This is a genomic window from Embleya hyalina (genome assembly GCF_003967355.1).
Lineage (GTDB): Bacteria > Actinomycetota > Actinomycetes > Streptomycetales > Streptomycetaceae > Embleya > Embleya hyalina.
Genome location: NZ_BIFH01000025.1, coordinates 155,299 through 167,507 on the forward strand (window position 1 = coordinate 155,299; position 12,209 = coordinate 167,507).

The 12,209-nt window shown below is 71.6% G+C and carries 10 protein-coding genes; 5 read left to right on the plus strand and 5 right to left on the minus strand.

What is annotated here, in order from left to right:
• Window positions 1-48 precede the first annotated feature (48 nt).
• The 3 genes from EMA17_RS27080 (at window position 49) to EMA17_RS27090 (ending at window position 3,244) form a co-directional block, all read left to right on the plus strand.
• Complete coding sequence (locus tag EMA17_RS27080) at window positions 49-1,665, plus strand: SpoIIE family protein phosphatase (RefSeq protein ID WP_246126934.1); 1,617 nt, start codon at window positions 49-51, stop codon at window positions 1,663-1,665.
• 71 nt (window positions 1,666-1,736) lie between these two features.
• Window positions 1,737-2,834, plus strand: coding sequence for a cobalamin B12-binding domain-containing protein (locus EMA17_RS27085; protein ID WP_281290542.1), 1,098 nt, complete (start codon window positions 1,737-1,739; stop codon window positions 2,832-2,834).
• Complete coding sequence (locus tag EMA17_RS27090; RefSeq protein ID WP_126639742.1) at window positions 2,831-3,244, plus strand: STAS domain-containing protein; 414 nt, start codon at window positions 2,831-2,833, stop codon at window positions 3,242-3,244. Before EMA17_RS27085 ends, EMA17_RS27090 begins: the two co-directional genes overlap by 4 nt.
• Window positions 3,245-3,624: 380 nt before the next feature.
• Here EMA17_RS27090 and EMA17_RS27095 read toward each other — a convergent pair whose 3' ends face one another.
• Window positions 3,625-4,074 (minus strand): MarR family winged helix-turn-helix transcriptional regulator, encoded by a 450-nt coding sequence (locus tag EMA17_RS27095; RefSeq protein WP_126639852.1) that lies wholly within the window; start codon window positions 4,072-4,074, stop codon window positions 3,625-3,627.
• Window positions 4,075-4,287: 213 nt separating this feature from the next.
• On the opposite strand from EMA17_RS27095, the gene EMA17_RS27100 reads away from it, so the two are divergent.
• Window positions 4,288-5,535, plus strand: coding sequence for a PP2C family protein-serine/threonine phosphatase (locus EMA17_RS27100; RefSeq protein ID WP_126639743.1), 1,248 nt, complete (start codon window positions 4,288-4,290; stop codon window positions 5,533-5,535).
• Window positions 5,536-6,223: 688 nt separating this feature from the next.
• Here the strand turns inward: EMA17_RS27100 and EMA17_RS27105 are convergent.
• From EMA17_RS27105 to EMA17_RS27120, 4 genes are all read right to left on the minus strand, one after another.
• Window positions 6,224-6,469 carry a hypothetical protein gene (locus EMA17_RS27105; RefSeq protein WP_126639744.1) on the minus strand — a complete coding sequence of 82 codons (246 nt, stop codon included), beginning with the start codon at window positions 6,467-6,469 and terminating at the stop codon, window positions 6,224-6,226.
• 526 nt (window positions 6,470-6,995) lie between these two features.
• Window positions 6,996-7,814 carry a hypothetical protein gene (locus EMA17_RS27110; protein ID WP_126639745.1) on the minus strand — a complete coding sequence of 273 codons (819 nt, stop codon included), beginning with the start codon at window positions 7,812-7,814 and terminating at the stop codon, window positions 6,996-6,998.
• The gene (locus EMA17_RS27115) at window positions 7,807-8,355 is read right to left on the minus strand and encodes an RNA polymerase sigma factor (protein ID WP_126639746.1); all 549 of its coding nucleotides are present in this window, start codon (window positions 8,353-8,355) and stop codon (window positions 7,807-7,809) included. The genes EMA17_RS27110 and EMA17_RS27115 overlap by 8 nt, the downstream gene beginning before the upstream one ends.
• Before the next feature lie 431 nt (window positions 8,356-8,786).
• On the minus strand, window positions 8,787-9,431 hold the full coding sequence (locus EMA17_RS27120) for a TetR/AcrR family transcriptional regulator C-terminal domain-containing protein (RefSeq protein WP_246126920.1): 645 nt from the start codon (window positions 9,429-9,431) through the stop codon (window positions 8,787-8,789).
• Window positions 9,432-9,964: 533 nt separating this feature from the next.
• On the opposite strand from EMA17_RS27120, the gene EMA17_RS27130 reads away from it, so the two are divergent.
• Window positions 9,965-12,175, plus strand: coding sequence for an MMPL family transporter (locus EMA17_RS27130; RefSeq protein ID WP_126639747.1), 2,211 nt, complete (start codon window positions 9,965-9,967; stop codon window positions 12,173-12,175).
• The last annotated feature ends 34 nt before the right edge of the window (window positions 12,176-12,209 follow it).

Genomic DNA, 12,209 nt, shown 5'->3' on the forward strand with positions numbered 1-12,209 from the left:
TCGGGTACACCCAAGACCCCCCGCGATGGTGACGTTCACGTCGGCTCGATCTGGAACGACGCCCCCTGTCCCGTTCTCGTCGTCGACGCCGACGGCGACGTCATCGGATCCAACGAAGGCGCGCGCCGGTTGTTCGCGCACGCCGAGGAGGTCGGCGAAGGCCTGACCGCGGGCGGCCTGCCGCACTGGCTCGCGCGGGCGCACCACCGCCCGCACCCGGCCGCGGCACCGCAGGAGGCGGTGTCGGGCACCGTGGCGGGTCGGACGTTCGCGGCGCATCCCTCGCGGATCGAGAACGGGGACGTGGTGTGGTGGCTCGTGGAGGACACCGATCTCCGTCGAGCCGAGCAGGAGCTGCGCCACGAGCGTGAACGAGCCGCACTGTTGGCGGACGTCTCCGGCGCACTGCTGTCGTCGCTGAACCTCGAACGATGCGCGGAGGTGACGGCGCGGATGGCCGCGGATCACCTGGCCGACGCCGCGGTCGTCGTCGCCCCGGCCCAGGGTCGCCGGCACGCGCTGACCTACGCGCAGGGCGGCGGCGGCATCACGCGTACCGTGGCCTCGATCGATCCGCGCACGGTTCCCGGACTGGCGGAGGCCCTGCAGGGTTTCCCACCGGTCCCGGCCCGGTGGATCGACCCGGACGACATCCCGGACTGGAGTGTGCCGCCCGGTTTCGCAGGTCCGATCGGCTCGGTGATCGTCACCCCGCTGCCCGGACACGGAGTACCGGCCGGGGTGCTGATCCTGCTGCGCGCGAGCACCCACCGGGCGTTCACGGACGGCGAGGAGGTCTTCGCGCGGCTGTTCGCCGCACGGGCCGGCGCCGCCCTGTCCGCGGCACGGCTGTACGCGGAGCAGGCCTCGATCACGACCACGCTGCTGCGGGAGTTGCTGCCGCCGCGGCTGGAGCGGGTGCACGGCGTGGAGTACGCCGGCGTCTACCGGACCTCGCAGGACCACGAGCGGGTCGGCGGTGACTTCTACGACGTCCATCCCGGTGCCGACGCGTCCCGGGAGACGTTCGTCGTGCTGGGCGACGTGGCGGGCAAGGGCCTGGAGGCGGCCGTCCTGACCGGAAAGATCCGCAGTGTCCTGCACGCGCTGTTGCCGCTGTCCGGGGATCACCAGCAGGTCCTCGTCCTGCTCAACGACGCTTTGATGAACTCCCACCACACCCGGTTCGCGACCCTGGTACTGGCCTCCGTGCGGCGCAGCGCGGGGCAGGTGTTGCTGCGGCTGACCAGCGCCGGACATCTGCCGCCGCTGATCGTCCGCGCCGACGGGCGGGTGGAGGAAGCCGCGACCGGCGGCACGCTCGTGGGGGCGCTGCCCGACGTCCGGACGCGGAGCGTGGACGTGGTGCTGGCCCCCGGAGAGACCTGCCTGCTGTACACGGACGGGATCACCGAGGCGCGCGGCGGGCCGCTGGGTGACGACTTCTACGGCGAGGAGCGGCTGCGGGAGGCCCTGCGGGAGTGTGCGCGCATGCCGGCGGAGGCCGTGGTCGAGCGGGTACAGATGCTGGCGGCCCAGTGGCTGGGCGGCGGCCGTCACGACGACATGGCCACGCTGGCGATCACCAACCCGGCCGGCGGGGTCGACGGATTCGCCGTCGCGGACGATCGCGAGGGCCGCGAGCCATGCCGGCGGGAACCGTGATGACGAGCACTGTGAAGGCAAGCACTGTGAAGACGGGCACTGTGAAGACGGGCACTGTCACGACGGGCACCGTGAACGCGGCGAAGGGGACGGCGGACACCGCGGCCCCGCCCACACCCTCCGATCTCGCGGAGCGACTGTGGACGGCCGTGATCGGCCGGGACGAGCCGGCCGCGATGGCGCTGGCCACCGCGGCGGCCGATGCCGGGGCCGACGGCGAGACCCTGCTGCTGGACGTCGTGGCCGCCGTGCAGCGCCGCGTCGGGCACGAATGGGCGGCGAACCGGATCGGGGTCGCCGAGGAGCACGCGGCCACCGCGATCATCGACCGGGTCGTCACCGTCCTGGCCCACCGCCCCACGCCGCCTCCGTCCCGGACGCGGGGCAACGTCACGGTCGCGTGCGTGGATGGCGAATGGCATTCCCTGCCCGCCCGGTTGCTGGCCGAGACCCTCACCGGGCGCGGCTGGCGGGTGGACTTCCTCGGCGCCCACACCCCGACTCCGCACCTGATCGCGCACGTGCATCAGAGCAACCCGGCCGCCGCCCTGCTCTCGGCCTCGCTGCCCACTCACCTGCCCACCGCACACCAGGCGGTGACCGCCGTGCAGTCGCTGGGCATCCCGGTCATGGTCGGCGGCGCCGCCTTCGGCACGGACGGGCGCTACGCCCGCCTTCTGGGAGCCGACGCCTGGGCCCCCGACGCGCGAGGCGCCGCGGACCGGCTGGCCCGGGGGATCACCGCCCGGCACGCGGAGCGACGCCACGAGATCGACGACCTGCCCCATCTGGCCGATCAGGAGTACACGTTCGTCAAGTCCAACCGCACCACCCTGGTGCGGCGGTGTCTGGCCGCCCTCGACGAGCGCGGGCCCGACACGCGCGCGTACAGCGCCGCCCAGCGCGAACGAACCGCCGAGGACCTGGCCCACATCGTGGACTTCCTCGCGACGGCCCTCTACGTCGACGAGGCGGACCTGTTCACGTCCTTCATCGGCTGGACGAGGGACATACTCACCGCCCGCAACGTGCCCGCGGCCGGTTTGCGCCTGGGGCTGGACATCCTCACCGAACAACTGCGCGACTTTCCCCGCGCGCTCGGCTTCATCCGCGTCGCGATCGACACCCTGCCCACGGCGCCCGCCCACTCCGGCCCTGGAACGGCATGAACTCCCCCACGCCCGTCGAGTTCTCCGTCGACGTTCAGTCCGGCGACACCCGGTCGCTGCATCTGGCCATTCGGGGAGAGCTCGAGTACGACACCGGTACCGCGTTCACCGAGCGGGTGAACGCGGTACTGGACACACATCTGCGACGGCACGGACCGGCGCTGCGTCATCTGCACCTGGACTGGGAGGGCCTGACCGCCATCGACTGCGGCGGGTTGTCCGTCCTGATCGGACTGCGCCGCCGCACACACGCCGCCGGCATCGCCCTGCACCTGCACCGTCAACCCGCGCGACTGACCCGCCTGCTCGACGTCACCGGCGTCGGCGGATACCTCACCGAGGCCACCGACACGGATGGGCGCGGCCTCTCCGCAGGGGGTGACGGAGGCCGGTCGGCGCCCTCTCCCTGACCGTCGGCGGAACGTCGGCCGGACATCGGGACACGACGGCGGATCGGGCTCGCCGACCCCGGGATACATGTCTGGCCGCAACATTTGTCATCAGTCAATAATTCGATACGCTTCGCATCGGGACGCCGGGGGCATGACGAAGCCGTCGACGTCAGGTATCGACATCGACGTGACGCGCGCATCGCCGGCTTGCAACCGAGCGCCACCGCTCGTTCATCCGACGAAAGGGAGGCGCCGCCATGGGACGTCGGCCGGCATCCGCTCGGCACGTATCCGGCCCGCGTACCTCGCACTCCCGTGGATCGCGCTCGCGTACCTCGCACTCCCCGCACGCGGTGGAGCGGTCACACCGTGCCTGCCCCCCGACGCGGCCGATCGCCTCAGGCGGTTCGCGCACGCGAGGAGAGAGAGGACGCATCACCCGTCGCCTCGTCCATGACGGGCGCGGCGGCGTTGCGCAGGGATTCGAGGCCCTTCAGCAGCATCGCCCGGGACTCGCCCGACATGCGCGCCGTGACGACCGCCAGTTCCTGCTCACGGCGGGCCCGCAGATCCGCCAGGAAGGCGCAGCCCCGCCCACTGAGCCGCAACTGGAGCTCACGGCGGCTGTTGGCACTGGGCAGGCGCTCGACGAACCCCACCGCCTGGAGGCGGTCACACAGACGACTCGTCGAGGAAGGCGTCGACCGCAAGCCGTCGGCCAACGTACGCAGGTTGATGCCCTCGTGCCGCTCCAGCAGAAACAGCACGCGCAGCTGTGACGGCGAAACGGGGGCCGTGGACGCACGCCCCAACAACATCTCGAGCAACTCGGCCGCCGCGGTCGCCACACGCGCCGTCTCGTCCGACTGGTCGTGTCGAGAGAAGGTAACCCCGCTCACCGCCTTACTCCGACGCCCGATACGGCCGCCTCTCCGATGGCCGTGCCGTCACCACAATAGACGCTATAAAGGCGATTGATTCGACAGGCCGTCCGGCCGCTCGCCGAACACGCCTTGAGGGTGCCCCGTACCGCATCCGCAGAGAACGGCTGAAGAAGAACTGTGAACGTATACGAGGAAGCCGAGCGTGCGCTGCGCTCCGCACCCGCTCCCGGGCTGCTGGACGCCATCCGCGGTGTGCTCACGCGGCACTACCGGGCAGGAGCCGTCGACCTGTTGATGGCCGACTACAGCCTGACCGTCCTGCTGTCGGTGTCCGCGCCCGGTCCGGCCACCGAACACCTCTCCATCGACAACAGCCCCCAGGGTCGGGTCTTCGGCGCACAGGAACCCGCGCACGAGCGACACGGAGCGGACACGGTCGTACACCTCCCGGTGACGGTACGCGGCGACCGTCTCGGCATCCTCTCCGTCACCCTCCCGACCGACGCCTGTTCACCGGCCGTACGGACCGAACTCCTCGACATCGCCGAGATGCTCGCCCACGCGCTCACCGTCGCCGAACGCGACACCGACCTCTACCTCCGGGCCCGACGCAAGGACCGGCTGACCCTCGCGGCCGAGATGCAGTGGCAACTCCTGCCCGGCCACGCCTGCCGGCGCGACGAATACGCCATCGGCGCCCAGCTCGAACCCGCCTACGCCGTCCACGGCGACAACTTCGACTGGTCCGCCACCGCGGACCGCCTCACGCTGACGGTGACCAACGGCATGGGCGAGGGCATCGACGCCGCCCTCCTCAGCAACCTCACGATCAACGCCCTGCGCAACGCCCGACGCGCCGGCATCCCCCTCGCCGACCAAGCGGCCCTCGCCGACCAGGCCGTCTACGCCCGGCACCGCGGCGACGCCTACCTGTCCGTCCTGCTGCTGGACTTCGAACTGGCCACCGGACGGGTGCAGGTGATCGACGCCGGATCCCCACGCCTGTTGCTGCTGCGCGAGGGAACGGTGAGTGCGATCGACTTCGAGGCGCAACTGCCCCTGGGCATGTTCGAGGAGACCGACTACACAGCGCAGGAATTCCCGGTCCGTCCCGGCGACCGGCTGGTGTTCGTCAGCGACGGAGTCCACGCGGTCGCCTCGCCGGCCGGCGAAGCCTACGGCGATCGCGCGCTGGCCCGGGCGATCAGCGCCACCCGACTGCTGCCGCCCGCCGAGATGCCCCGCGCCGTCCTGCGCGAACTCGCCGGCCACCGCGGGCGCCCGACCCCCGACGACGACGCCCTGATCGTCTGCCTCGACTGGTACGGCCGACCCACCGCACCCAACGGCCCGCCGACCGACCACACCGAACGAACCCACGCCCACCCGTCCCCCCTTCGGGCCGCACCGCACGCTCCGCGCTGACGACGCGGCGGGCCCGAGGCACGTTCGGACGTAAGCCGTGTCCGCTCCCCACCCGGCCACCGCGTATCGCGTCCGCGGGGGCCGGGGGGACGCGACGCGCGGGGCACCGGGGCTGTCCCGGTCTCCGGGCCGGGCACCGGACTCCGGGAGGGCACTGTGGCAGCGCCGCCCCGAACAAGGCGTGCGAGGGACTCGGCATCGGCTTCGTCCCTACGGCCCGCTCGACAATGGCTTCCGCACCGCCCAGATCCCACTTCCATGCGGACGCGCGCCCACCACCGCCATCCGCCGGATGCCGGCCGAGACCCCATGTCACCCGTGACCCGACGCCGACCTCGCACGACTCACCGGAGACCGACGTCCACAACGGGCCATGTCGGCTCGACGAACCGGCAGTCCGGGACCTGCAGCAGGTCGAAAACGTCCTGACAGCGTCCCGATGCCGCCGCCCACGACGCCGCCGCGCGACGTGAGCCCCGGAACCGGCCGGGGTACGGCCAGGCTCGGGCGTACGGCTCCGCCCGCGCCCGTCGGCAGCCGTGCCCTGTCCCACGACGCCGCCGGAGGCCCTGCCCGCGCGTGATGACGCACCCGGCACGGCTGCGTACCCGGGTGGTTGCCCGCCGGACGAACGGAGCAACGGCCTCCGGCGGCCTGCGCCCGTCCCGTCACAGAGCGCGGGCCCGTGCTACGCGTCGGCGATCCGTGCGCTCCAGCCATCGGGGAGTTCCGCCTCGTCCACGGTGATGGCCTCGATCGTCCCGGTGACGGGGTCGATGTCGACCTGCACCCCGTCGCCCGCGTAGCGAGGATGGCCGGTGGCTCCCTCCTCGCCGGTGGGGCGAACCGTCGCCGACCGCACGGCCGGCCCCCGCGCCGTCGGAGGCATGTCCTGCGCGTTGTACGGATAGATCAACACCTCGAAGTCGTCCATCCCGCGCCCTTACCCGCCAACGACCGCGAGCACGGGCGCCTCGTGAAAATCGGCCGCACGTGCCGGGCGGCACCCACCACAACAGCGCACCGGTGTTCGAGGGGTTCGCCGGACATCAGGCGTGACTCGATCGATCTCCCGCATGGCCTTGTCGAGCTCCGGTCCGCGAGGTGTCGCGCGCCCACGTGGAACGGGTGACCCTGTCCGACACGCCGCGCCCTCGACGCCGGAGCCGTGCCCGTGCGCGGCGCCGAACCCGGACCGGACTCGACACCCGAGCGAGGCATCCGAATCCTGGCCCAACAGGCGGGCGAGCAAGCCCGGGCCGACGCGCGATTTCGCCCGTCACGCGGTCTGGGACCGGCTACACCCGGGCCAACGAGACGCGGTCGCCGACATCGGGGCCGGCCCCGACACCACCGGACCCGCCACGACGAGGCGGCGGGCGCTCACGGCGAGCACGCCGCTGTGCGCGAGCCGCAACGGGCCTCGCGCGACGCCACACCCGGCAGTGGTGCCGTGCGGATTACCACGCTTCGCTGGAGCGAGCGAGCGCCGCGTACGCCACGGCCGGCGGTAGTTGTGGCTGCCAACGGGCGTCCGCCGTGTACAGGAGGAAGACCACGGTGCTGTCGCGACGGGCGATCGCGCTGAGCTCGACGCGTTCGCCCAGCCCCTGACGCCACAGGGACACATCGACGATCCCTCCCTGGTCGATACGACTCCTCATGCCGCAGAGGTCTGTCCAGACATACAGGCCGTTGGCGACACGCAGCGCCTCTGCCCGATCGTCGAAGGAGACGACGATCTCGGAGAACGATGCCGTCGGGCTCGTCTCGCTGCTGTAGCGGAACATTCGCGCGTGTCGAATCCCGGCGGGCCGAATCCCGCGGATTGCGCGCGTGTCGTCGCAAGGATCACCCGTGAACGGTGCTTGGCTCGTGGAGGTGCCGGTCGGCTGCCGGGAAGTCACGTTTATGAACTCTTTGTAGTTCCGGGAGGTGTGGGTCAGCCTCCAGGGAGCAAGTTCGGGCGGGAGCTGCCGGGAGGTGAGCGGACCGCTGGTCGCGGGACCGCCTCGCAACGCGCCACCGAGGTCCGTGGACCGTACGCCGAGGACGGACACCACGATCACGATGGCCGCGGCGACGCCGAGAGCGATCCGTCGCCGGAGGCGTCGCTGCCGTCCTCGCCGGCGCGCCGATGCCGCGGGGCGCGGCCTCACGGCGGCTTCGGTGCGCACTGCGAGGGCGCCCAAGTACTCGGTCAGTACCGTCTGTTCGTGGCGTTCCGACGATGCGCGGCGTTCGTTGGTGCCACCGGGCACCCCGCTCGTTTCACCCATGGCGCACCTCCGCGGTGTCCGTTCGCCCCGCGACCTCTCGCGGGGGGTCGGGGGTGGTCGTGGTCAGGTCGACGGCCAGTGCGCGGCGTGCGCGGGTGAGCCGGACCCGGACCGCGCCGGCCGTTATCCCCAGGTCTTCGGCGATTTCCTCGATGGGCAGGTCGTAGAGGTGGAACAGCACGACGACCAGGCGTTGGCCGACGGGCAGCCGCCGCAGGGCCCAGACCAGGTCGACGTGGTCCGGCGTCGGATCGGGAACGTGTCCGGAGCCGCCGAGCCGCAGATGGGCCCGCAGCCGGTGGCACGAGCGTCGCCAACTGCTCACGGCCAGACGCAGCGCCACCGTGCGCACCCAGGCGGCCGGGTCCCGGGCGGCCGAGACGGTGGGCCATCGTTCCCAGGCTCGGGCGAAGGCTTCGTGCACGGCGTCCTCGGCCTCGGTCACGTCACCGGTGAGCTGGTAGACCGCTGCGATCAGCCGACGCGAGGTGCTCCCATACAACGCGTCGAAGTCCGTTCGTAAGTCCTCGTCGTCCCGCATCCGTTCGCCCCCGATGTCGGCTGCCGTACGCCCTCGTCGAAAGGAGGACGCCCGGGCGGGCCGGAATGTTACACGCGCGCACGCGAATCGACTCCGGCCGGCGGAGCGGCGGCGGACGCCGTGGGCCCGGGAGTGAGCCTGTTCCACCTGACGGGGCCGCCCGTTCGAGGTCCGGAGTCCACGAGCCTCGGGGCCGGACCGCAACGTCGCCCTGCGCTGCCCGAACCGTCCCCAGGGCAGGCGCCGCCGTGTCCCGGAGATCCCGATGGCGGACATGTGCAGGGTGTCCACGATCAAGGGGAAACCTCACCGAACACCACCCCGGAAGCACGGACGGGTACGACGATGTCGGTGATCTCCTGCATGAACGCCGTGATCGCCCTCCTGCTACCTCGCCGGGGTTCGCGAAGGCCCGCTTCAGTGGCCCGAGTTCACGGTCGCGGCGGCGTATGGGTCGGATCGGGAAGGTTGGTCGGACCTGCGTCGGGCGCGTGGTGCGGGTCCTGGTGCCATGCCGCGACGCGCTGCGCCAAACCGTCCACCATGAGGGCCAGTCCCGCCTCGAACGCCGACTCGTTGTCGATCGTCGGGACGACGGGGTGGTCCGTCCCGACGGCGAGGGCGGTGTCCGCCTGCTCTTCCAGGACGCTGCCGACCGTGTAGCGGCCGGCGGCCAGCATTGCCATCCGGGCGTCCTGTTCGGGAAGGCCGGACGCAAGCAGGAACTGCATCTTGTGGGCGATCCGGTCGAGGTCCGCCCCGCCGGGCATGCTTCCGGCATGGAGTCGTGCGCCGTCGCGGTGCATCAGCAGCGTGCGACGGAAGTCGCGGGTGTTCTCGAGGAACCAGTCCCGCCAGTGGTCACCGGGCCGCGGTAGCGGAGCCGCCGCATGCGGTGCCATGGCGGCCTGGGCCATCGCACCGAGCAGCTCCCTCTTGTTCCGGAAGTGGTAGTAGAGGGACGGTTGTTCGACGCCCAGGCGCTTGGCCAGCCGCCGGGTGCTGACAGCGTCCAGGCCGACTTCGTCCAGCAGGTCGAGTGCCTCGCCGACGACGTTCTCGCGGTTCACCTTCACGTTGACAATCTATCGGTGATAGGTGACGCTGCAAATCTGCCTATCACCGATAGAAACGAGGCCGCGCCGTGACCGTCCCCGGCCTGCCGGCTCGCCCGGGGCGGTGACCGAGTGACCGTCGTCGAACGCTTCCCGGCGCTGCGGGCCACCGGCGCCCGGGCCGACCTCCGTGGCCAAGGCATCGACGCGGTCACGCGCATGGGGCTCCTCGACGCGGTCGGGGGCAAGCTCGTGGACGAAGCCGGCGTCGCCTTCGTCGACGCACGCGGCAAGGCACGGGCGACCGTCGTGGCCGACACCTCCGGCCGGGGCCGACAGACCCTCGGGCGCCGCCTTGGCGCGCCTCCCGCTCTGCTCGTACTGCCGTTTCAGTACGCCGCAGTGTCGCCGAGCGCCGGACGACGAGGATGCACCCGGTCACCAACGATGGAGTCACGGCTCCGGCACCACGCGCCCGCGTGGCCCACGCGGCCAAATCGTGGCCTCGTTGCCGTCGCACAGCCTTTCCCTCCTGCCGACTGGAGCGCCTCGTCATGGCTTCACTGCTCTACCGACTCGGTCGACTGTCCTTCCGACAACGCCGGTACTTCGCCCTCGTGTGGATCGTGCTCCTGGCGGCGGGCGCCTTCGCCGCAGCCACGGCGCCGGCGGCCGAGGACGACGGATTCTCGATGCCGGGCACCGAATCGCAGCGGGCCTTCGACCTGATGGACGAACGTTTCCCCGGCGGAAACGCGGAGGGCGCCGACGCACGGATCGTCTTCGCCGCCCCCGACGGGCGGAAGGTGACCGCCGGCGACAGCAGGGCGGCGGTGGACAGGGTCGTCGAAGCGGTCGCCCGCGGCCCTCAGGTCAAGGAGGTCCTGAACCCCTTCACGCAGGACGACAACACCGTCAGCAAGGACGGCACCACCGCCTACGCGACCGTCACCTACAACGCGGTGAGCGACGACCTGACCGAGGCGACGAAGAAGTCCCTCATGGACGCCGTCCAGGACGGTCGGGACGCCGGCCTGACCGTGGAGGTCGGCGGATCGGCCGTGGACGCGGGCCCCGAACTCGGCGGCGTCACCGAGCTGATCGGCATCGGGGTCGCGGCGGTGGTGCTGCTCCTCACCTTCCGGGCGCTGGTCGCCGCCGGTCTTCCGCTGATCACCGCGCTCGTCGGTCTCGCCGCGGGAATCTGCGCGATCATCGCCGCGGGCATGTCCACCACGACGATCACCCTGGCACTCATGCTGGGCCTGGCCGTGGGGATCGACTACGCGCTGTTCATCGTCTCGCGATATCGGGCGGAACGAGCCGAGGGGCACACGGCGGAGGAGGCGGCCGGTCTGGCGGTGGGCACGGCGGGATCCGCCGTCGTCTTCGCCGGAGCCACGGTCGTCATCGCGCTGGCCGGGCTGTCGGTGGCGGGCGTCCCCATGCTGACCGACATGGGGCTGGCCGCCGCCGGGACCGTCGTGGTCGCCGTACTGGTCGCGCTGACCCTGCTGCCCGCGCTGCTGGGCTTCTTCCCCCGGGCCGTGCTGCCCCGCGCACACCGCGCACCGGGGCGGCCGACCCCGCCGGCCAAGGAGCCCGCGGGCAGCCGGTGGGCCCGCTTCGTCATCCGCAGGCCGCTGGCCATGCTGCTGCTCGGCGTCGCGGGCCTGGGCGTGGTCGCCGTCCCGGCGCTGGACCTGCAGCTCACCCTGCCGGGCGACGAGGCTCAGCCCACCTCGACCACCCAGCGGCGCGCCTACGACGCACTGGCCGACGGATTCGGCGCCGGCTTCAACGGGCCCTTGACCGTGGTCGTCGACGCCAAGGACGCCGCCGACCCGAAGACGGTCGTCACCCGGGCCACCGAGATCCTCACCGCCACCGACGGAGTGGTGGACGTCTCGCCGGCCGTGTTCAACGAGGCCGGCGACACCGCCGTCGTCACCGCCGTACCCGGCACCGGCCCGAGCGCCACCGCGACCAAGGACCTCGTCAAGGCCATCCGCGCCCAAGCGAACGAACTGGAGTCCGACGCGGGCGCATCCATGCTGGTGACCGGTCGGACCGCCATGAACATCGACGTCTCGAACAAGGTCACCGCGGCGCTCATCCCCTACCTCGCCGTCGTGGTGGGCCTGGCCGTCGTGCTCCTGATGGTCGTGTTCCGCTCGGTGCTCGTACCGCTCAAGGCGGCCTTGGGCTTCCTGCTCTCGGTCGCCGCGTCCTTCGGCGTGATCGTCGCGGTGTTCCAGTGGGGATGGCTGAGCGGCCCGCTCGGTGTCGCACAGACCGGGCCGGTGATGAGCATGATGCCGATCTTCCTGATCGGCGTGGTCTTCGGCCTGGCCATGGACTACGAGGTCTTCCTCGTGACCCGCGTCCGGGAAGCCTTCGTCCGCGGCGAGCACCCTTCCCAGGCCGTCGTCACCGGCTTCCGGCACAGCGCCCGGGTCGTCGTGGCCGCCGCCGTCATCATGATCGCCGTGTTCGCAGGCTTCATCGGCATGACGGACTCCATGATCAAGATGCTGGGCCTGGGCCTGGCCTCCGCCGTCTTCTTCGACGCCTTCATCGTCCGGATGACCATGGTCCCCGCGGCCCTCGCCCTGCTGGGTCGCACGGCGTGGTGGCTGCCCCGCCCGCTGGCCCGGGTACTGCCCGACATGGACGTCGAGGGCGAGAAGCTGACCCGGCGCCTCACCCTTGACATCGCCCTGCCGGCACAGGCCACACACCGGGAGGAATCGGTGAACACCTGAGCCCGCGGACCGCCTCGGGCCGCCCGCAGTGGCA

Bases quoted from the DNA above. Each gene is read 5' to 3' on its own strand.
- EMA17_RS27115 (WP_126639746.1), bottom strand. From the start codon at position 8,355: ATGCGGGACGACGAGGACTTACGAACGGACTTCGACGCGTTGTATGGG.
- EMA17_RS27110 (WP_126639745.1), bottom strand. From the start codon at position 7,814: ATGGGTGAAACGAGCGGGGTGCCCGGTGGCACCAACGAACGCCGCGCA.
- EMA17_RS27105 (WP_126639744.1), bottom strand. From the start codon at position 6,469: ATGGACGACTTCGAGGTGTTGATCTATCCGTACAACGCGCAGGACATG.
- EMA17_RS27090 (WP_126639742.1), top strand. From the start codon at position 2,831: ATGAACTCCCCCACGCCCGTCGAGTTCTCCGTCGACGTTCAGTCCGGC.
- EMA17_RS27130 (WP_126639747.1), top strand. From the start codon at position 9,965: ATGGCTTCACTGCTCTACCGACTCGGTCGACTGTCCTTCCGACAACGC.